The following is a 21296-nucleotide window of genomic DNA, read 5'->3' as shown; positions in this document are numbered from 1 at the left end:
CCGCCGCGGCACACCACCGATCACGCTGGCGGATGATTTCCCGCGTTGAGTCTATTGTCCGGGCGCCGGATTATCTTGATTGTCGCAGCGCCGGTCGCGACAGTGGCAGAGTCGACGCTCAATTCAGCTTGCACGAATACCAGCGTGCCGGTCTGCCGCACGATACGCGAACGTGCCTCGATGAACGCACCGGGACGCACGGCCGCGACGAAATGCGTATCGAGTTGCACCGTCACGCAGGGCTGCCGCCCCGTTGCTTCCCACGCCGCCGTGCTGACCGACTGATCGAGCAGGCTCGCGATCATGCCGCCATGGATCATTCCCGCCGGGTTCACATGCTCGCGCGTCACGAACACGCCGAACACGTAACGATCTGCTTCGCGCCGGCTCCATAACGGCCCGACCAGTCCCATGAAGCCGCTCCGTGCGTGCTCACGCCAGCCGGCGTCGACCAGCCGTTGCGTATCGGCGGTGTCGCTCACGCGCTTCTCTCGACAATCGACGCCGCGATATCCGCCGCCGCTTCACGCAGATCGTGGCCAAGCGCGGCAACGCGCTCCGCGTTCAGTTGCGTCGCGATGCCAACCGCCGCGAGTCCGTATGCCATGCGCCCGGACGGGTTGAGAACCGGCGCCGCAACCACCGTGACGCCCGCGATGTAGTTGCCGCGATCAACGCCGTAGCCATGCTTGCGCGTGGCTTCGACGTCTTTCATCCAGGTGTCCAGCGACGGCGCATTTTGCCAGTGCAGCGCAGCGAATCCCGCTTCGAGTTCAGTCGCGCTGTAGCCGCCAAACGCTGCAACGCAGCGGCCCGTCGCGCTGATCAGTGCCGGAAACCGGCTACCCAGTTCGACGTGCAGACTGATGGACAACTCGTAGCGCGACAATGCCTTCACGACCATGTGCCGCAGTCCGCTCGCCTCGACACCCATGGTGCGCACGCCATAGCGCGAGGCGAGTTCGTCCAGATGCGGCTGCGCGAGCTGACTGAAGCCGCCGCTCTTCAGCGCGCTGCGCGCGAGCGCCAGCATGCCCGCGCCAATCGCATAGCGTTTGGTGGCTCGATCCACCTTCACCAATTCTTCGTCAACCAGCACACGCAGGATGTGCAACGCCGTGCTTGGCACCATCTCGAGCTGATCAGCGACCGCTTTGACGCCGAGCGGCTCTTCGCTCTCGCCGAGCAGCCGCAAGATCGCGATGGCGCGGCTAACCGCGGGCACCGGGCGCACTCGCGGGCCGTCGCCGGCCTTCCCGCTCTCGTCGCCGGACTGGGTTCGATCGTTCATGCCTGTTCTCCTTGTTACTTTTGTCTATAGACAAAAGCATAACGTATTTGACAAAAACGCGCGAGCTTTCTACAGTGTCTCCTAACGAACGACATAACGAACCGGAGACAAAGCAGATGACCAAGTTGACGGCATACACGTCTTATGCCGATGCACAACAGCATTTCAGCGTCGACAAGTTATGGGAGTTGGTGGATGGCGACGCTTCGCAGCTTAATATTGCGCACGAATGCGTGGACCGCCACGCGGCGAGCGGCCGCCCCGCCGTCATCGTCGCTCACGCCGACGGTCACGACGAAATCCTCAGTTTCGCCGAGCTATCCCGCACCTCTTCGCAAGTCGCGCATTATCTCCGGGAACAGGGCATCCAGCCGGGCGACCGCATCGGCGTGATGCTCGACCCGTCGCTTTCTTTTTACGCTTGTCTTTTTGGAGTCCTTAAGGCTGGCGCGATTGCGGTGCCGCTTTTCACGTTGTTCGGTCCCGATGGCCTCAAACTGCGGGTCGAAGACTGCCAGGCGCGGATGCTGTTCACGAATGAACAGAAGGCAACCGTGGCGGCGTCGGTGCCAGGTCTTTCCACGGTAGTCGCTGACGATGCCTGGCTGCAGTCCCTCGCGCACTTTCCTGACCGTTTCGACTGTGCCTCGCATAGCGACGATCTTGCGATCTTCCAGTACACATCGGGCACGACGCGCGAATTGCCCGACGCGGTACGCCATACGCACCGTGCGCTCGTGATGGTCCTTCGCGCGGCGCTCTACGGTACCGGTGTGCGGCCCGGAGAAACGTTCTTCTGCCCGTCGTCGCCGGCATGGGGACACGGACTCTGGCACGGCACGCTCGCGCCGCTCGCACTCGGCGCAACGATCGGTGCCTACTCCGGCAAGTTCGCTCCCGAGCGGCTCTTGCGCGCGCTCTCCGAGCATCGCTTCGACAATATGTCGGCTGCCGCCACGCACTACCGGATGATCCGCAACTCCGGCGTCGCGCATCAATTCGACTACGCACTCTCCAAGCTGTCGTTCACAGGCGAGCCAATCGACAGCGACACGATGGAGTTCGTGCAACGCACGTTCGGCTGCATGGTCTGCAGTATGTATGGCACGACCGAGATAGGTGTGATTCTGGTCAGCTATCCGGGCGCGCCGGACTTTGCCGTGCGGCCCGGCTCGCTCGGCAAGGCAGTGCCCGGCGTGTGCGTCGAAGTGCAGGACGCCAACGGCGTGCCATGCGCACCCGACGTGACGGGCGAACTCGCGGTATGGCGGCGCGGCGCGTGGATTCCAACCAAGGATCTCGGCCGTGTCGACGCCGATGGCTACTTCTATCATCTCGGCCGCGCCGACGACGTGATCATCTCCGCCGGCTGGACCATCAGCGCGGTCGAAGTCGAAGACGCGGTCCTCAAGCATCCCGACGTACGTGAAGCCGCGGCGATTGGAGCACCTGATGCTTTGCGCGGGCATGTTGTCAAGGTTCTGGTCGTTACGCAGCGCGATGGCGACGATACGTTTATCAAGGAAATTCAGGATTACGTACGACAAAAGCTGAGTCAGCACGAATATCCGCGCATCGTGGAGTTCGTCGACGAACTGCCTCGTAATCCGGCCGGCAAGATCAATCGCAAGGCGCTGCGCGAACGCGAGCGTCAAGCCGCGGCCAGCGCCGCTTGATGCAGTACCCCCCCGAGAACACGTAGACACACCTCGCCAATCAGGAGAAGACGCATGGCCGAAGATCAGCTGATGTTCCCCAAAATCACCGAGCAGGGTCTCGAAGACCTCAAGCGGCGCATCGGCGTGAAGGTTGGACCGACGGTCGAGCCGTGGTGCTATGAAGCCACGCGCGACAACATTCGCCACTACGCGCACGGCATCGGCGACGACAACCCGCTGTGGTGCGATCCCGAATACGCGGCGCAGACCCAATATGGCGGCCTGATCGCCTTGCCGAGTTTCCTGTTCACCACGAGCCGCATCATCTCCGGCTACGTGGGCGGTCTGCCCGGCGTGCACGCCATGTGGTCGGGCGCCGACTGGAACTGGCACAAGGCGGTCCACCGCAACGACACCATCACCACCGAAGCGCGCCTCAAGGATCTGATCGAGCACGACACACGCTTCGCGGGCCGCGCGGTCCAGCAGATCTATCACGTCGACTTCTACAACCAGGACGGCGATCGGGTCGCCGATGCGGATAGCTGGTGTTTTCGCACCGAGCGCGACCATGCGCGCGAGAAAGGCACCAAGTACACTGAGGTCAAGTCGCGCGCGCCGCGGCTGTACTCCGAGCGTGAACTGGCCGAGGCGTATGAACTGTACCGGCACGAACCGGTGCGCGGCGCGCAAAAACGCTACTGGGAAGACGTCGCCGAGGGCGAGGAACTGCCGGTCATGCTGAAGGGACCAATGACGGTCACCGGCTTCATCGCTTATGCCCAAGGCTGGGGCGGGCTGTATATCCGTGCGAACAAGCTTGCCTGGCAACTGGTCGATGCGCATCCGGGCGCGGGCATCAAGAACCGCTTCGGCATTCCCGACTGCCCGGAGCGCGTGCACTGGGAAGAGGAGTTCGCGCTGCGCGTCGGTGCGCCGGGCGCCTATGACTACGGTCCCGAGCGCTGCTCCTGGCTCACGCATCACATGACGAACTGGATGGGCGACGCAGGCTTCCTGCGGCGTGCGCACTGCAAGATCCGCCGCCACAATCCCGCTGGCGACATGCTGTTCATCACGGGCAAGGTGCTGCGCAAGTATGTCGAGAACGGCCGGCATCTGGTCGAAATCGAGCAGGAAGCGCGCAACCAGGACAAGGAGCTTTCCGTGCTCGGCGGCGGCGTGGTCGAGTTGCCGTCGCGCGGCTGAGCGCTTCCAGAAGCGTGTGGCAGTACCGAGGGCCGGGCACAACGGCCCCTGTCGAACATCAAGACTGGAGACATTGGATGAGTGATTCGTCGGACGCGCCGTATGCCTCAGGCTGTACGCCATCAGGGGCGTTGCACGGGTTGAAGGTCGTCGATCTTTCGCGTGTGCTCGCCGGTCCGTATGCGGCGCAAATACTCGCCGATCACGGCGCGGACGTGCTGAAGGTCGAGCCGCCGCAAGGCGATGAAACCCGTGAGCTGGGCCCGCCCTTCGTTGGCGACAGCGCCGCGTATTTTCACGGCTTGAACCGCAACAAGCGCGCCATCGCGCTCGACCTTTCTAACGCCGCCGGTCGCGAAGTGTTGCTGCGCCTGCTTGCCGACGCCGACGTGCTAATCGAGAACTTCCTGCCCGGCACCATGCAGAAGTGGGGCCTCGACTATCACAGAGTCCTCGCAGAGCGCTTTCCGAAGCTGATTTATTGCCGCATCTCCGGCTTCGGCGCGAGCGGTCCGCTCGCGTCGATGCCCGGCTACGACGCGGTCCTGCAGGCGTTCTGCGGGCTGATGAGCGTGAATGGCCACGCGGCGGCGGGCGCGACACGCATCGGCATTCCGATCGTCGATACCGCGGTGGGACTGTCTTCGGTGATCGGTATCCTGCTCGCGCTCGCCGAGCGTCATCGCTCGGGGCAAGGGCAGCTCGTTGACACGTCGTTGTTCGAAACCGCGCTGAGTCTGCTGCATCCACACCCCGCCAACTGGTTCGCGTCGGGCGCAACGCCGAAACTGACTGGCAACGCGCACCCGAACATCTCGCCGTATGACACCTTTACCGCCGCCGACTGCGACGTGTTCATCGGCGTCGTCAACGACGGCGCGTTCCGGCGCTTCTGCGACGTGATCGGCCATCGCGAATTGATCGACGATGCGCGCTTCGCGACGAATCCGCTACGCGTGACGAACCGCGCCGCGTTGCGCGAGGCGCTCGAACCCATTCTGCGCAACTTCAACGGCACACCACTGTGCGCGAGCCTGACCGAAGCGGGCGTGTCCGCATCGCGCATCCAGTCGATTGCCGATGTACTCACGCATGCGCAAACGCGAGCGCGCGACATGGTGGTCGAACTGCCGGACTATCGCGGCGTCGGCATTCCGGTCAAGCTGTCGCGCACGCCCGGTTCGGTTCGCAGCGCACCACCGGCGTTCGCCGCGCATACCGAAAACGTGCTGCGCGACGTGGGCTACTCGGCACGCGACATCGATCAATTGCTGTCCTCCGGCGTCACGCCGACCACGCGTCGCCACAAGCGCTAAGCCGATCCGCCGACGCGCAGCTGCCGTTTTGCCGTTTCACGAACGATAACGACGCCGCCCACGAGGCGGCCGCACGGAGACGAAAATGACTGACAACCCTACGGCTGTCACGCGGATGACGCGTGACGACCGGCGTGTTCTGTTCGCGTCGTCGCTTGGCGCGGTATTCGAGGCCTATGACTTCTATCTCGCGGGTTCGCTCGCGACGATCATCAGCAAGCAGTTCTTTGCCGGCGTCAATCCCGCCGCCGCGTTTGTCTTCACTCTGCTCAGCTTTGCGGCGGGTTTTGCGGTGCGGCCGTTCGGCTCGATTGTGTTCGGCCGAATCGGCGACAAGGTCGGACGCAAATATACGTTCCTGTTCACGATTTCGGTGATGGGCCTCTCGACGTTCATTATCGGCCTGTTGCCCAACTTCAATCAGATCGGCATCGCAGCGCCCATCCTGTTCATTGTGTTGCGCTTGCTGCAAGGACTGTCGCTAGGCGGTGAATACAGCGGTGCCGCCACTTACGTAGCGGAGCACGCACCCGATGCGAAACGCGGTGCATGGACCGCGTGGATCCAGACACCCGCCACACTCAGCCTGCTGCTCTCGCTGATCGTGATACTCGGTGTGCGTTTCACGGTGGGCGATGCCGCATTTGCCGACTGGGGCTGGCGCGTGCCATTTCTCAGTTCCGCGATCCTGCTCGCGGCGTCCGTCTGGATTCGCCTGAAGCTGCACGAGTCACCGGTGTTCAGCCGCATGAAGGCGCAAAACCGCGGCTCGCACGCGCCGTTGACCGAGGCTTTCGGGCAGTGGCGCAATTTGCGTCTGGCGCTGATCGCGCTGTTCGGGCTGGTCGCGGGCCAGGCTGTCGTGCTCTATACCGGCCAGTTCTATGCGCTCTTCTTCCTCACGCAGACGCTGAATGTCGACATCATGACGGCCAACCTGCTGATCGGCATTGCGCTCATCATCTGCACACCATTCTTCATCGTCTTCGGCGCACTATCCGACCGTGTCGGCCGCAAGCCAGTCATCATGATCGGGTTGCTAGTGGCGGCGTGCGCGTATTTCCCCCTATTCAGGGGGCTCACGCACTTCGTGAATCCCGCGCTCGAAGCCGCACTCGACCACGCACCGATCCAGGTCGTCGCGGACCCGGGCGACTGCTCGTTCCAGTTCAATCCGACGGGCACTGCGCACTACGTCACGTCGTGCGACGTCGCGAAGCAGGCACTCGCGAAGGCCGGCCTCAGCTATGCAAACACACCCGCTCCGGCGGGCACCATCGCGTCGGTGCGTGTCGGCTCGGTCGAGGTACCCGGCTATCGCGCAACGGATGCGAGCGCCAAGGCCGACGAGGCACGCTTCAGCGCCGCGCTCGTCCAGGCACTGGCACAAGCCGGCTATCCGCAGCGGGCCGATCCCGCGCAGATCAACTGGCCGATGGCGATCGTGATCCTGATCGCGCTGGGCCTGCTTATCACCGCCACTTATGGCCCGGTCGCTGCCGTGCTGGCCGAGATGTTCCCGACGCGCATCCGCTACACCGCTGTCTCGCTGCCGTACAACATCGGTAATGGCTGGTTTGGCGGCTTCCTGCCGGCAACGGCGTTCGCCATCGTCGCCGCGCGGGGCGACATCTACGCGGGCCTCTGGTATCCGGTCACGATCATCATCATGACCTTCGTGGTTGGCGTGTTCCTGCTGCCTGAGACGAAGGGCGTGAGCCTCGAAAGCGATCCCGCACCCGCGCCCGCTCCGCTCGCCGCAGGTGGCCTTGAACCCATGCACGCAAGCGCGTCCGCAAAAAACCTGGACGCGTGATCAGGAAGGCATGTTCCTGATCACGCGTTTCCGAATGGATAATATTTCGCATTACGAAATAAAAAACATAATAGAACGGAGACAATCATGAAAAAACTAATAGCCAGGACAGCTTCCTTTGGAGGTTGCCTGTGCGTCGGCATGTTGTCACAGGCAGCGCTTGCACAGTCGTCGGTGACCATTTACGGGATCATAGATCAAGGCATCAACTACATCAGCAACGCACAGGCGCTGAACGCAGCAGGCGCACGGGTGGGTAAAACGCAGTGGACGACAAGCAGCACAGTGATGGCCGGCAACCAGCTCGGCTTTCTCGGCACCGAGGATCTCGGCGGCGGCTACAAGGCGATCTTCCGGATTGAAAGCGGCTTCGATATTGGCACCGGGAAACTGCAGGAAGGAGGCACATTCTTTGGCCGCCAGGCCTATCTGGGCATGACGACGCCTTATGGATCGGTGACGCTCGGCCGCCAGTACGACTCGGTGGTCGATTTCCTGCGGCCGCTTTCAGCGGCAACCGTGGGTGGGGGTGGCACCTTCACCGCGCACGGCAACGACATCGACAACTTCGCGAACACCTACCGCACCAACAATGCGGTCAAGTACATGAGCCCTACGTGGCGAGGCCTCACCGTCGGCGGTATGTACAGCTTCGGCGGCGTCGCGGGATCCATGACGCGCAACAGCATTTATTCGTTCGGCGCCTCGTATGGCGCAGGACCGTACAAGGTCGCGGCGGCCTATTTGAAGGTGCACGACCCGAACCAGTCGTTCTTCGGCAACAATACGTTGAGTTCGGCAACCGGCAACAACGCCGGCACGGTGACCGGCGTTCAGTCGAACCCGGTGTACAGTGGCTTTGCGTCGGCCAGCACGTATCAGGTGATCGGAGCCGGCGCGCAGTACGGCACGAGCAGCTTGATTGTCGGCGCGAACTATTCGAACGTGCGGTTCGGCGACCTCGGCGATCCGAATTCGGGCACGCTGTCCATAACGAATCCGCTCGGCTATCACGGCACAGCGGTGTTCAACAGCTATGCCGCGTACGTGCGTTATCTGCCGAAACCGTACATCGCCTTGACCGGCGCGTATGACTTTCTGACCGGTGGTGCGATAGACGGCAAACCACCCGCCCATTACAACCAGTTCAACGCAGCCGCGCATTACCTCCTGTCGAAACGGACAGATTTGTATGCCCTCGCAACGTATGTGATCGCGAGCGGCACCGATTCGACGAACCAACCCGCGGTGGCTTCGATCCTGACGGTGACGCCGTCTAACAACTCGCGTCAGTTGATCCTGCGGCTCGGCATCATGCATTTCTTCTGAGCTCGGGCGGCCTGCCTTCCCGAACCGCACGGCGTGCAACCAAGGATCCCACCGTCGCGCTCCTTGACGCACCAAATCGCAGAGGCAATCGGACGAGGCGCAGCAAGCGCCTGTAGTTCAGGACGTTGCCCTTGGTATGGCTGAATTCGCCTCGGCCTTGATTGCACGAATTTGATCGTCAAAGATCACCGTCTCGTGCCCCTGCCGTCGGCGGCGCAGTTGAATCTAGTAAGATAAGTTTAATTCTCTCAAGGGTAGATAAACATATTTTTCGAGTCCTTCCCCTGAGCATCAAAGGATTGCGCGAAAATTATACATAGGGATCCAGAATAAATGATGGTCAACAGGGGCTAGAGGATCTTTCGATCGACTATCATCCATTTTGAAACAACGCGATCCGACTGCGAACGGGCACGTCTGTGAGTATGTCGAAAGTACGATGTCGATAAATGTACTCGCCCCCGCGCTCTGCATTTCGTCCATCGACCGACACTAGTGTCTCGGCTTTTCTAGGCCAAGACAGAGGCCTGAGGCCGCGTTCGGCAGTCTCCCGCGCAAACGGCCACCGTTTGCCTACATGTACGTGACATGCTCTCGTTGATCGCTCAGTTGAGTGGGTCTCATCGTTCGTGAATTATCGTGACATGGCGTGAGCATCACTTGCTCCATCCAGCCTCATCGCGCGAATTGCTAACGAATAGCGAAGGTTGAACGCCTTGTTTTTCCCGAACAACCAATTATGATGGTGATTGTTGATGCACTGCCTGAGTGCGTGAGTTGTCCCTCAAGCACTGGCGCTCATCTCTCGCATTCGCGGTCGTGCTTCGTCTCTTCGTCCGGACCACCGCGGGTCTATTTGACTAGAAGCCCTCCTTGCTCCTCGCCTTGGGATTAAAGTCGTTCTCCGCAGATCCGCCGATTCTTTTCCGCTCACGAGAGCGTCGTAGAGCAGCCCGTCGAGTTCCGGATGGTTCGACGTGACGTCGGTGCTATGCACGCTAGTCCATCGCATGATCAGCGCACTTCGAGCGCTGATCCCTTGCTCGAATGCCCGACTCCGTGACATCTAATGCGAGCCGGATCTCGGGAGCTTGTCGTTTGAGCGCAGCGCGTGCGGCTCGCGAACGGCTCGAGTAAAAACCGATTACAAAACATTGTTTATTGGTCAGCGCCCCCGAACCGAGAGGATTGCAGCATGCCCGCACCGACCAGTATGAAACCGCTCTACCTAGATCTTCCTGCAGTCGCTGCCGCCGTCTCGCTCTCGGAAACGAGCGTACAAAAGCTCGTTCGCGAAAGCCTGTTCCCAAGGCCCCGGATGTTGTCCGGCCGTCGCGTCGCATGGCTCACCCGCGAGGTCGAAGCGTGGGCCGAGGCCCGACCCGTGTCGGATCTCCTCCCTCCCCCGAACACCGGCCATAACAATCGACGCCATCGCGCTACTTCCTCGCAGGATACGTGGCTGCGATCTCCTCAAGTCGATGCGACAAGCGGGTAAGCCAGTCGCGCCGCTCCCTGTCGTAGGTGTGACGGTTATAGATTCCAACAACGCCCGGCTGCACATGACCGAGTACCGCTTCCCCGATTTCATTCGGGCAACCGAGCGTTGCCAGAAGCGTGCGGGTCGTTCGCCGAAGGTCATGGGCCGACCAGTGCGTGACCGGCAGACGCGGACGGTCGTGTTTCGGAGCGATCTTGCAATATGGCTGATGATAGTAGACGCCGTGCTGGATCACGGTCTGGTTCATCGACGTACCTCGCGATGACGAAGGAAACAGGAAGGGTCCCCTGGCCTGGACCAGCCGGCGACGCACGACGACCTCGGCGCGGCCGATGAGCGGCACTCGCAAGTCCGTTGCTCTTTCGTTATGGAGCCCCTTGGTCTTGTGCTTCGGGATGGTCCACCACAGCCCGCCAGCCTCCTCCGCAATCTCGGTCTCCTCCATTGCGACGATTTCGCCGCCCCTTGTGCCGGTCCAAAGGTAGAGCGTCAATGCGTCGGCAACGGTCAAGCTGAAGTTCGGCAACCACCGGATCAGCGTGCCAAGCTCGTCTACCGAGAGGACCCGTTTCTGTGTCCCCGTATACTTCCCCTCGACCTTGCGCCCCTTGCTCTTCAATCGCCCCCTTAGAACCTCCCGCCACCAGTTAGCGGTGTCCTGCGGAAGGCGACCCGCATCGAGCGCATAATGCCAGGCACACCCAAGTTCCATCCGAAGCCGTGACGCCAGCATGGGCGTGGCCCGGTACGACTCAAGGAAATCAAACGCCTGTGCACGGGTGATGGTCGCCGCGCGCATATCTGCAATCGGTCCCAGCATCGCCTTGAAGATGCGCGCGACCTCGACCGCACCCTTCGTCTTGCGGTTCACCTCCACGTACCCTTCGAGATAGTCGCGGCAGAGCTGCTTGACGGTGTAATCCTCTGGTGATGGACGGGCTGCCGCGCGTTCCTTCTTTCGACGCAGAGCCGAGAGCTCGGCGCCAGTATCACGCTCGACGCGGTTCTTCTCCCACGCAGCGATCGCTGCTGCAAACGCCATCGCCGGCCATTCGCCAAGTTTCACCTGTCGCATCCGGCCGTCAACTGGTGACTTGTAGCGATACGTCCACGACTTGCGGCTCGTCGAAGCCTGCAGGCGTAGTCCCGGAAATCCCTCAAAGGTCATGTGCTCCCCGCTGGGCAGCCTGGCCGCGACACGTGCATCAAAGCGCATTCTTCCCTCGGCGTAGGTTTTTTCCGAGAGAAGGATACGCGGCGTAGGTTTTCTTCACAACGGCCCAAAAACCTACGCCGAAGTAGCGAGTTTAGGTGAGTGGAAACAAGTGTGGATGCATCAGCCGAGGCGGCGAACAGAATTTTTTTCTTTGAAAATTCAATAAGTTACCATCATTATTGGACGCATCTGGATAACCTCGGACAGGACTGGAATTTCTACTATTCGTTTTCTTCGAAGTAATGCCCGAACTTCACCTGCTTCGTGCGGATATAACGCTCGTTTTCCTCGCGCACGGGCACCGCAAGCGCCACGCGCTCGCAGACGGGAATGCCGTGCTTCGCGAGCGTGTCGAACTTTGCCGGGTTGTTGCTCATCAGCCGCACCGACGTCACGCCGAGGATCCTGAGGATCGCAGCGGCCGAGTCGTATTCGCGAGCGTCGTCGGGCAGGCCGAGGTCGAGGTTCGCCTCGACGGTGTCCCGCCCCTGCTCCTGCAGTGCGTACGCGCGGATCTTGTTGCTCAGGCCGATCCCGCGCCCTTCATGACCGCGCAGATACAGCAGCACGCCGCGGTCTTCGGCAGCGATGTAGCGCAACGCGAGATCGAGCTGCTCGCCGCAGTCGCAGCGGTACGAGCCGAACACGTCGCCGGTCAGGCATTCGGAATGCAGCCGCGTCAACACGGACTGCTCACCGGCAACGTCGCCCATCACGAGCGCGAGATGTTCGGCATCGCTGCCCGATACGCGAAACGCGTATGACTTGAACGTACCGTAGCGCGTGGGCAGCGACGCGGTGGCGACAAGTGTCACGCACTCGTCGGCTTGGCCGTTGCCCGGCGTGGGCGATTGGGGACGCGAAGACATCATGAATTCAATCGAAACGTTCAGGAATGTAGGAGTTGTGTGGATAGTGCGTGACGGGAGTTTACCGCTAATCTGGAATCGTCACGCGACTGCCGCCACCTGCGCGGCTATACTGGGCTCGTCGGGTGACACGCATCACGCCCTGCCAGCCCAGCATCGACCTGCACACGGAGAAAGCGAATGAGCACGACTGTCGCGCAGATTCTCAAGGCCAAGCCGGATTCGGGCCGCACCATCTACACCGTCACAAAGACCGATCTCGTCTACGACGCCATCAAGCTGATGGCGGAAAAGGGCATCGGCGCGCTGCTGGTCGTGGACGGCGACGACATCGCGGGCATCGTCACAGAGCGCGACTACGCGCGCAAGGTCGTGCTGCAGGATCGCTCGTCGAAGGCCACTCGCGTCGAGGAAATCATGACGGCAAAGGTGCGCTACGTCGAACCCTCGCAATCCACCGACGAGTGCATGGCGCTGATGACCGAGCACCGGATGCGCCACCTGCCCGTCCTCGACGGCGGCAAGCTGGTCGGCCTCATCTCGATCGGTGACCTCGTCAAGAGCGTGATCGCCGATCAGCAGTTCACGATCAGCCAGCTCGAACACTATATCCACGGCACGCCTGCGGTCACGTCCGCCTGACCCGCTCCAGCAAAAAAGGCCCAAACGCGTGAGCGTCTGGGCGGAAAGCCGCCGGAATGCGGCGACGGAGGTTCTGCTCCTGCGGGCGGATGACGCGCGCAACTGGCGCGCGTCTCGTCGAATAAGCGGTGCGCTCGGGCAGACCCGGGGACGATCAGTTGCCGAAGTAGACCGAGTTCACGGGATTCGGTGCTTCACGCGTCATGCGACGGCCGGCTTGCGCGGCACCCGTCGCGACGGCACCGTAGCCACTCGTATCGGCATGCGCGAGCATCGGCTGATTCGGTTGAATGCGTTGTTCGGCGGCCTGGATGTTGTCCGGATACTGCGAATCGCTCGCCAGCGGCTTGTAGCCGTTCTGTTCGAGTTGCACGAGCTCGGCCTTGACCTGGTCGCGGGTCAGCCCCTGCTCGGACTGTGCAAACGATGCGATCGGGGCGGCAAGGACGGATGCGGCGATGGCTGCGTAGATGATCGACTTCATGATTTACCTCCGGAATATGTTCTCTTATGGCGTCGCCTCGGCAGGACTGTCTGAAGCGATTGAATCCAGTGTAGTTCTCGCCACTCCAAGGGGAAACCCTTAGTTTGAACATACAGCGTTGCGATTTCGACAAAAATCACCGGCTTTTCTCGGCTGATATCGCGTCAACTTGCTTCACTCGCACAACAATCGCTGACGAATTGCCGACAGCCAAATCACATATCCCGAAGGTTGTGTTGTAGAATCGTAAGGTTTTATACGTCAATCGACCTTCCATTCACCATGTACGCGCTCACGCCCCTTTCGGTTTCGCCGTCCGGCCCGGCCGGCGTGCGCGCGCGCGCCGGTCATCCGGCGCATCCCCTCGCTCGACGCACGGCCCAGGCGCCGCTCGCCCCTGCCCGGCGCCTGATCTGACGGCTCGGTCTCCTCCCGGAGCCAGGTCAGACAGGCTCCGGGCGATCCTCATAGGCACGCCACGCCTGCCCCTGCCGATCATTTGGAGAACTGCCATGAAACAACGCCTTTACCAGTTGACCGAACTCGACGTCGCTCGCCTCGAGAAGCACGCCGAACACAACCCGCGCTTCCAGACGATGCTCGATACGCTGCTCGAGCGCGCCGACATCGTCCAGCCCGACGCCATCAAGGCGAACGTCGTCACGATGAACTCGCAAATCACGCTGCTCGACGAAGCGACCCAGGAACAAGCCACCTGGACGATTGTTTATCCGGATGCTGCCAATCTCGAGCACGGCCGCCTGAACGTCTTCTCGCCCGTCGGCATGGCACTGCTGGGCACCCAGCGTGGCCAGATGGTCAAGGTGATGCAGCCGAGCGGCGCCGAAAAGTTGATGAAGGTCGCCGCGATCGTGTTCCAGCCGGAAGCCAACGGCGAATACACGCGCTGACGCCACCTGCCGCCGGCACCGCGCCGCAACGGCGCTCAACGAAAAAAGCGAGGCACGGGCCTCGCTTTTTTGCATCCGGACGATGCGAATCGTCGACAACACATTCCGCAGACGAAAAAAAAGGCGCCCGAAGGCGCCTTTTTCGATGCTGCGTAGCGGGTTACCCCGCCGTCACGCTTAGAAGCGGTGACGCAGACCAACCGTTGCTGCGGTTTGGTTGATCGACGAGCTCGGCAGCGTGTTGATGTCGCCGTTGTAGATCGATGCGCCAACGCCGTTCTTCGCTGCACGCTGGTAAACAGCTTGTGCGTAGACGTCCGTGCGCTTCGACAGTGCGTAGTCAGCTTGCAGACCGAACTGGTTCCAGTGCGTGCTGCCGTTGTTGATCTTCGCGTTCGTGTACGTGTAAGCAGCGCCCAGGCCGAGAGCCGGCGTCAGGTTGTACTTTGCGTTGACTTCGTAGTTGTCGGTGCGAACCGAACCCGTGCCAACTGCATTGTTGTCCAGACGTGCTTGCGTCCATGCAGCGCCGACTTGTGCCGGGCCGAATGCATAACCAGCAGCAGCACCGTACGTGCGGACGCGGCCTTGGCTAGCGATGCCACCGATTGCCGACGACGTTGCGCCGTTACCGTTGGAACCGTCACCCAGGTTTGCTTGCGAGTATGCAGCAGCCAGCTTCAGACCTTGGAACTGGTATGCAGCACCCGCGCTGTATGCACGGTTGTTGCCGAAGTTCGTGTTGTTCGAGAACGAGTACGTGCCGCCGAATTGCAGGCCAGCGTAGTTCGCGCTCGTGAACTTGACCGTGTTGTTCGATGCGACGTCGCCGTTCGTGCTCAGGCGGTCGAGGTTCAGCGGGTGCGCGAAGTACGTGCCGCCCCACGAACCCGTTGCCGTCAGCGGCGCCAGGTAGTCTTGCGTTGCGTCATACTGCTTACCCAGCGTGACCGTGCCGTACTGGCTCGACAGGCCGACGAAAGCTTGACGGTTGAACATGCCGCCGTTGTTGCCCAGCTTGCCGTTACCGATGCCGAAGCCGCTTTCCAACGTGAAGATTGCCTTCAGGCCGCCACCGAGGTCTTCCGAACCACGCAGGCCGAAACGGCTTTGGTCGATACCCGAGCCCATCGACCACAGCGACTTGCCGTTCACCGGCTTGCCAGCTGCGTTAACGCCCGTTGCGACGTTGCTTTGGTAGGTGATGCCTGCGTCCAGCACGCCGTACAGCGTGACGCTGCTTTGCGCGTGAGCGACGGTAGCGAACGATGCTGCAGCTGCTGCAACGATCAGAGTCTTGTTCATTCGTGGAGCTCCCTTCTAAAAAGAGGCAGGTCTCGCGACCTTGTTCATAAACGGTCTGCAACCGCCCGGGAGCGCCATCGATCCTGCTGGCCGCGCCCGGATAGTTGCCCGTTTGGGAACCGTGAGTTTAGGGGTGTACCCTAGGCGAGCGATCCGCAAATAAAGAAATAAGCTTTTCCAGAACTAGAAATAATAGAAATGGGGCCGCGTTATAAGTATTTGTTTTGACGTTTGTTTTTGACTTCTTGACGGGGGCTTTTTGGAGGCTTCCATCGCATCATTCTTTCATGTCATCGTCTTGACGGTTGCATAGAAACAACAAACGGATTCGGCAAGACACCCCGTAATCAGTAAATTTTACCCGATTTAGCCTCGAATTCCAGGCTCCGGACACCTAAAACGCGTCCGTCAGCCAGTAAACAGGACGCGACGTTCGTACAGCGGGCACCCCGATCAGTTGCTGAAACAGAAAGCCCCCCGCCCATCAGCGGTTCACCCGCCCGCCGTGACACACCGTAACAGCCTTAACCGCTCGCGTAACCCGGCCGGCCGACTGGCAGGCTAACGTAAGGCAGCCCCGAATACTGAACAGGACACGCCATGAATCGACGCTCGTTGTTGCGCGCCATCGGATTGACCGCCGCCTTCGTCGGCACCGGCTGGCTGCGTGCCGCCTCGGCCCAGCCCGCGCCGCCCGCGTACCGGCCGCCAGGCCCGAACGGCGTACCCGGCGGGCCGCCTTATGGGGACCGCCCGGGCTTCGCGCCGCCAGCCGCCCGGCACGACCGCCGCCCGCCGCCACCACGGCCGCACGGCTATATATGGACGGACGGCTACTGGCGCTGGCAGCGTGGCCGCTATATATGGGTGTCCGGCCGCTGGGTCGCGCGGCGCCCCGGGCGCAGGTGGGTGCCCGGCTACTGGCGCCGTCAGGGACCGACGTGGATCTACGTCGACGGTACGTGGCGATAGGCAAGCACCCGGCATCCGGCCGATGGCCGGCCCGGAACCGGGTGGCGCGGGCGAATCCGCGCCGTTCGACCCCGACATCGTGACGCCTGGCAGGCGCCTCCGCGAATCCTGCCCCACTCCGCCCCGATGCCGGCGCGCAAACCGGTGCCGAGGCGTCCGGCCACTCAACTTCGACCATCGACATGCCGGCCGACCTACGGCGCACCGCCCCGTCTCGACCGGATCCTGCCGCACCCGCCGTGCGCCATGCGGCGGAAGACCGCCGTTTCGGTCGCCCCCGCACCTGCCCTTGCACACGGGGCACCGCCAGCGCAAGGCCGCATTCGGGACAAACGGAATACGCCGCAGCATCGACGATCCTGCCCATCCCGATCAAATCATTCGGATAACGAAATCATGCGGTGGCGATACACGTGCAGTTTCGCCATGCCTCGTCGCATCGCCCCCGATCCGCAGCACGACACCCCTCGACAGGACAGCGCGAGCGCCCCGCTCAGCGCCCGCCGCCCTCCAGTTCCCGTGCACGACGTCGCGCGGCGCAGATCGCGCGATGATGTTCGTCGGCCCACCGGATCATCGCCTGCATCGGCGTCAGGAACGAACGCCCGAGGTCGGTCAGCGCATATTCGACACGCGGCGGCACTTCGGCGAACAACGTGCGACTGACGAAGCCGTCCTGCTCGAGCCGCTTGAGCGTGCGCGACAGCATCTGGTTCGACACATCGCCGATCGCACGGCCCAGTTCGTTGAAGCGCATCGTGCCGCCGGACAGCGCTTCGAGCACGAGCAGGCTCCACTGGTCGCCGATGCGGTCGAGCACATCGCGGATCGGGCACGGCTGATCGAGTTCGACGGTTTCGTCGGCGGGCTGGAACGGCATGGCTGGATTCTCTTTTACGGGCAACGCACGGTCAGCGCGGTGTGACCTGTTCACACCGCGCTGACTTCTTGTGACGGGTTCGCGGCAACTGTACCATTCGATCGGCCCGACAGCCGCGCGGATTCGCCAGTTGAACGAAGCATGATGACGACGCGCGGCCTCGCCCCGCCCATACCGTGACGTTACGGACCGGGCGGCGAATCCGTCGCGTCGATCAGGTACATGCATCCGCAACCAGGCCCCTTCGCCCGCCGATCGCCACGGCCGCGTCAACCCGCCGTCGCGCATCGCTCACCAACCCACGCTTCGTCAGACAAGGAACCCGCACCATGCCATCGCTCCGCTCCCCCGTTCGCGCCGTTGCCGCGCTCGTCCTGCTGGCCGCGTCGACGGCCGCGCTGGCCGCCGGCCCGGCCACCCGCGACCTGGCCGCCGAGGAAGCCAACCGCCAGCTCGTACTGACGTTCTACGACCGCTTCTTCAACAAGCACGAAGCGGTCGAGGCCGCCGCCGTCGTCGCGGACGACTACAAGCAGCACAACCCGCACGTGCCGGACGGCAAGAAGCCGTTCGTGTCGTACTTCGTCGGCGCCTTCCAGAAGAACCCGGCATCGCGCGCACGCATCGTGCGCAGCGCAACCGACGGCGACCTCGTCTACCTGCACGTGCATGCAACCGAGCGTCCGGGCGACCGCGGCGAAGCCGTCGTCGACATCTTCCGTGTGAAGGACGGCAAGATCGTCGAACACTGGGACGTGATCCAGCCGGTGCCCGAAACGGCCGCGAACGCGAACACGATGTTCTGACGCGCCGGGGCGAAACGCGGTGCGCAACGAAGCGCGCCGCCCGTCGACGAACGATCGGCCGCCCGCCGCGCAAGCGCACATGCCCCGCGGCGGCGAAGTCCCCTACAATCGAGCTTCGCCGCCGCGCCGGCCTCCGTCCCGCATGACCGCACCGCCGCCGGCGCGCCGTCGTATGCGAAGCACGGCCGGCACGGGCGGCCGTTCGCGAAGACGGTGTCAACGATGAGCCCCGCCCATATTTCCCTCAGCAATGCCGGCGACCTGGTCGCCAGCCTCGGCAGTCCGCAGTTTCCCGCCCGGCTTTGGGCGTGGCTGCGCGAAACCGTCGATCCGCAGTCCCATTACAGCGTCGCGACGCGATACCGTCGCGACGCGCCGTCGCAATCGGTCGACAGCGTCGACGTGCTGTTCTTCGCGGGTGGCGACGATCCCGACGGCACGCGCCACGCGCTCGATCTGTATACACAGGGCGACTGGCGCACCGACACGCTGCTCCCGCATATCGAGCGCGCCACCGATTCGCAGCTCGTGTTCTCGTGCAACGAGGAAATCGACACGGCGACCGAATACGGCCGCCATTTCGCGCTCGGCGAACTCGGCGAAGACTGCACGCTGCTCGGCAGCGAGCGCGACTATGTCTATGCGTTCTCGCTGTTCCGCCGGCGCGGCCAGTCGTCCTATACGCTGGCTGAACTGGCGCTGCTGCGCCAGCTCGGCGATTTCGTGCTGCCGCTCCTGATCCAGCATGCGCGGCTCGCCCGCCTGACGCCGCGCTCGGACGACGGCGCACTGCTGCAGCGGTTCGAACAGCGCCTGTCGGCCAGCGGCGCGGCGCTGTCGCAGCGCGAACGGCTCGTGTGCCGCGCGGTGCTGCAAGGGCAACCGGTCCCGCAGATCGCCGATACGCTCGCGCTCAAGCCGAGCAGCGTGCGCACCTATCTCGGGCGCGCGCTCGCGAAGCTCGGCGTCGCGAACCGGGCCGGGCTGTTCGCGTGGTGCGTGACCGAAGAGGAAGCGCCGGAGGATCGCGGTCACTAGATGACGCTTCCGTATCGCTGCAACGCCGCCCGCCCCCACCGCCTTTGTCGCGCCTTGTCCTCAAAACGATGACAGACAGTCGGCCGCCCCGCTCCTAGTATCTGACTCACCCGACGACAGGAACGCGTCGGATATCACGGAGACACGGAATGCCGAATACCGGATGGACGCCGGCCTGCACGGCCGCGCGCGCGTCGCCCATCGACCTGCCGAGCCAGACCGGGCGGCGAGATCGGCATGACGCTCCGGCAACAGCCGGCCCGCTCCACGACGCATCGCCGCGCCTGCCGCGCCGCACCGGCACCTAGCCGCCCCATCCCATTCCAACCCGACCGGGTTCACGCGACCGGACGAGCCACGCGGCCCGCCCGCCGGACACGTGCGCCCGTCGATCTGCCCCCATCCGGAGGAGACACATGCAACACGCCGATACCGTCTATCTGAACGGCCTGCTTTACACGGGCGACGCGCAGCGCCGCTTCGCGCAGGCACTCGCCATCCAGGACGGCAAGATCGTCGCCGTCGGCCGCGACGACGACATCCGCCCGCTGGCCGGCCCCGCGACGCGCGTCGTCGACCTGGCCGGCAGGCTGATGCTGCCGGGCCTGATCGACGGCCACGTGCACCCGCTCGAAGGCCACCAGATCCTCGGCGACTTCGACCTGTCCGGCGTCAACGATCCCGACGCGATCCTGCAGCGGATCCGCGCATGCGCCGATGCGACGCCGGACCAACCGTGGGTCTATCTTGGCGGTGCCAACCTGGCCGCCTTCGGCGCGTATCCGACCCGCGAGCTGCTCGACCGGATCGTGCCCGACCGGCCGCTGCTCGTGGTCGGCTTCGACGTGCACAGCGGCTGCCTCAATACGAAGGGCCTCGAAGCGGCCGGCATCCACGCCGACACGCCCGATCCGGCCGGCGGCGTTTACGAGCGCGATGCGGCCGGCGCGCCGAACGGCGTCGTGCACGAAGCGGCGTTCTACCGCGTCTGCCCGATCATTCCGCAGCTGAGCCCGGCCGGCTACCCGAAGTCGCTCGCGAAAGCGCACGCGATGGCGCACGGGTACGGCATCACCGGCTGGTTCGACGCACGCGTCGAGGAAGCCGAACTCAAGGCTTATGCGGACGCGCAGCGCGCGGGCACGCTGAAGGTGTACATGAGCGCCGGCCTCTATGCGAACCCGCGCCGCGATCCGCGCGAGCAGATCGAGCGCTTCGCCAGATGGCGTCGCGAGTACGAATGCGACAACCTGCGCCTGCATACGGTGAAGATCTTCGTCGACGGCGTGCCCGAATCGAAAACCGCCGCGCTGCTCGAGCCGTACGCCGGCACCGACGACTGCGGCCTCGCGCTGTGGAGCCAGGACGCGCTGAACGAAATCTGCCTGCTCGCCGATACGGCCGGCTTCGACCTGCACTTCCATACGCTCGCCGACCGCGCGGTGCGCATGACGCTCGACGCGCTCGAATATGTCCTGATCCGCAACGGCATGCGCGACCGGCGCGCGCAGCTCGCGCACCTGCAGATCGTCGATCCGGCCGACATGAGCCGTTTCAACCGGCTCGGCGCGATCGCCAGCGTCCAGACGCTGTGGACGGCCGCGCGCGAGGAGCAGCAGCAGCTCTATCGCGACCTGCTCGGCGCGGAACGCACCGCGCGCAACTATCCGTTTCGCAGCCTGCGCAACGCGGGCGCGATGCTCGCGGCCGGCTCCGACTGGTCGGTCAGCACGATGGACCCGATGCAGATCATCCAGACGGGCGTCACGCACCTGCTGATCGACCAGCCCGACAGCCCGCCGTGGAATCCGCACGAACGCCTCGACCTGCTCACGATGCTCGAAGCCTATACGGTCAACACCGCGTATGCGCTGCGCTTCGACGACTGCACGGGTTCGCTCGAAGCGGGCAAGGACGCGAGCTTCGCGATCCTCGACCGCAATCCGTTCGCGCACCCGGTCGAAACCTTCGCGCAAACCCGCGTGATCGAGACGTGCTTCCGCGGCGAAGTCGTGTACGCCGCACCGGGCTGGGCCGACTGAAGCACGCCCCC

18 protein-coding genes and 1 pseudogene are annotated in these 21296 nt (G+C 63.2%); 12 read left to right on the top strand and 7 right to left on the bottom strand.

All coding sequences use genetic code 11. The annotated features are described in order from the left end of the window. Positions 1-20: 20 nt before the first annotated feature. Positions 21-482 (bottom strand): PaaI family thioesterase, encoded by a 462-nt coding sequence (locus G3N61_RS04990; protein WP_346778549.1) that lies wholly within the window; start codon positions 480-482, stop codon positions 21-23. Beyond that, on the bottom strand, positions 479-1291 hold the full coding sequence (locus G3N61_RS04985) for an IclR family transcriptional regulator (protein WP_205821750.1): 813 nt from the start codon (positions 1289-1291) through the stop codon (positions 479-481). Before G3N61_RS04985 ends, G3N61_RS04990 begins: the two co-directional genes overlap by 4 nt. A 116-nt stretch (positions 1292-1407) precedes the next feature. Here G3N61_RS04985 and G3N61_RS04980 point away from each other — a divergent pair, with 116 nt between their 5' ends. The 6 genes and pseudogenes from G3N61_RS04980 to G3N61_RS04955 all read left to right on the top strand — a co-directional run bounded on the left by G3N61_RS04980 (position 1408) and on the right by G3N61_RS04955 (position 10117). Then, positions 1408-2967, top strand: a complete 1560-nt coding sequence (locus G3N61_RS04980) for an acyl-CoA synthetase (protein WP_205821749.1) — start codon at positions 1408-1410, stop codon at positions 2965-2967. A 54-nt stretch (positions 2968-3021) separates the two neighbouring features. After that, positions 3022-4158, top strand: coding sequence for a MaoC family dehydratase N-terminal domain-containing protein (locus G3N61_RS04975; protein ID WP_205821748.1), 1137 nt, complete (start codon positions 3022-3024; stop codon positions 4156-4158). Positions 4159-4235: 77 nt separating this feature from the next. Further along, positions 4236-5474, top strand: coding sequence for a CaiB/BaiF CoA-transferase family protein (locus tag G3N61_RS04970; protein WP_205821747.1), 1239 nt, complete (start codon positions 4236-4238; stop codon positions 5472-5474). An 85-nt stretch (positions 5475-5559) separates the two neighbouring features. After that, positions 5560-7203 (top strand): annotated as a pseudogene (locus G3N61_RS04965) (MFS transporter); the annotation flags it as partial. A gap of 174 nt (positions 7204-7377) precedes the next feature. After that, entirely contained in the window at positions 7378-8619 is a 1242-nt protein-coding gene (locus G3N61_RS04960) for a porin (RefSeq protein WP_241017581.1), read from the top strand. A gap of 1213 nt (positions 8620-9832) precedes the next feature. Then, positions 9833-10117: an AlpA family phage regulatory protein gene (locus G3N61_RS04955; protein WP_205821783.1), complete on the top strand. Its 285-nt coding sequence runs from the start codon at positions 9833-9835 to the stop codon at positions 10115-10117. Here the strand turns inward: G3N61_RS04955 and G3N61_RS04950 are convergent. Together G3N61_RS04950 and ribA are read right to left on the bottom strand one after the other, a co-directional pair. Continuing rightward, the gene (locus G3N61_RS04950) at positions 10059-11336 is read right to left on the bottom strand and encodes a tyrosine-type recombinase/integrase (RefSeq protein ID WP_205821746.1); all 1278 of its coding nucleotides are present in this window, start codon (positions 11334-11336) and stop codon (positions 10059-10061) included. The genes G3N61_RS04955 and G3N61_RS04950 overlap by 59 nt on opposite strands. A 221-nt stretch (positions 11337-11557) precedes the next feature. Then, positions 11558-12208, bottom strand: a complete 651-nt coding sequence (ribA, locus tag G3N61_RS04945) for a GTP cyclohydrolase II (protein WP_122947508.1) — start codon at positions 12206-12208, stop codon at positions 11558-11560. A gap of 177 nt (positions 12209-12385) precedes the next feature. Here ribA and G3N61_RS04940 point away from each other — a divergent pair, with 177 nt between their 5' ends. Continuing rightward, positions 12386-12847, top strand: coding sequence for a CBS domain-containing protein (locus G3N61_RS04940; protein ID WP_021162297.1), 462 nt, complete (start codon positions 12386-12388; stop codon positions 12845-12847). Between the two features lie 154 nt (positions 12848-13001). Here G3N61_RS04940 and G3N61_RS04935 read toward each other — a convergent pair whose 3' ends face one another. Next, entirely contained in the window at positions 13002-13331 is a 330-nt protein-coding gene (locus tag G3N61_RS04935; RefSeq protein ID WP_043179606.1) for a DUF4148 domain-containing protein, read from the bottom strand. Positions 13332-13843: 512 nt separating this feature from the next. On the opposite strand from G3N61_RS04935, the gene G3N61_RS04930 reads away from it, so the two are divergent. Then, positions 13844-14242: a GreA/GreB family elongation factor gene (locus G3N61_RS04930; RefSeq protein ID WP_043179609.1), complete on the top strand. Its 399-nt coding sequence runs from the start codon at positions 13844-13846 to the stop codon at positions 14240-14242. 177 nt (positions 14243-14419) lie between these two features. Here G3N61_RS04930 and G3N61_RS04925 read toward each other — a convergent pair whose 3' ends face one another. Beyond that, positions 14420-15547, bottom strand: coding sequence for a porin (locus tag G3N61_RS04925; RefSeq protein ID WP_043179611.1), 1128 nt, complete (start codon positions 15545-15547; stop codon positions 14420-14422). Between the two features lie 600 nt (positions 15548-16147). Between G3N61_RS04925 and G3N61_RS04920 the strand changes: the two genes are divergently transcribed. Next, positions 16148-16519: a YXWGXW repeat-containing protein gene (locus G3N61_RS04920; RefSeq protein WP_080741464.1), complete on the top strand. Its 372-nt coding sequence runs from the start codon at positions 16148-16150 to the stop codon at positions 16517-16519. 493 nt (positions 16520-17012) lie between these two features. Here the strand turns inward: G3N61_RS04920 and G3N61_RS04915 are convergent, their stop codons facing one another. Next, positions 17013-17399, bottom strand: coding sequence for a helix-turn-helix domain-containing protein (locus tag G3N61_RS04915; protein WP_043179613.1), 387 nt, complete (start codon positions 17397-17399; stop codon positions 17013-17015). A gap of 329 nt (positions 17400-17728) precedes the next feature. Here G3N61_RS04915 and G3N61_RS04910 point away from each other — a divergent pair, with 329 nt between their 5' ends. From G3N61_RS04910 to G3N61_RS04900, 3 genes are all read left to right on the top strand, one after another. Continuing rightward, positions 17729-18205: a nuclear transport factor 2 family protein gene (locus G3N61_RS04910; RefSeq protein WP_043179615.1), complete on the top strand. Its 477-nt coding sequence runs from the start codon at positions 17729-17731 to the stop codon at positions 18203-18205. A gap of 222 nt (positions 18206-18427) precedes the next feature. Beyond that, positions 18428-19243, top strand: coding sequence for a helix-turn-helix transcriptional regulator (locus tag G3N61_RS04905; protein ID WP_205821745.1), 816 nt, complete (start codon positions 18428-18430; stop codon positions 19241-19243). Between the two features lie 416 nt (positions 19244-19659). Then, positions 19660-21285, top strand: coding sequence for an amidohydrolase (locus G3N61_RS04900; RefSeq protein WP_205821744.1), 1626 nt, complete (start codon positions 19660-19662; stop codon positions 21283-21285). Positions 21286-21296 lie beyond the last annotated feature (11 nt).

This window comes from Burkholderia sp. Ac-20349 (genome assembly GCF_017104865.1).
In the GTDB taxonomy this organism is placed as follows: Bacteria; Pseudomonadota; Gammaproteobacteria; order Burkholderiales; family Burkholderiaceae; genus Burkholderia; species Burkholderia aenigmatica.
This window is presented reverse-complemented; position numbering and strand designations above follow the sequence as displayed.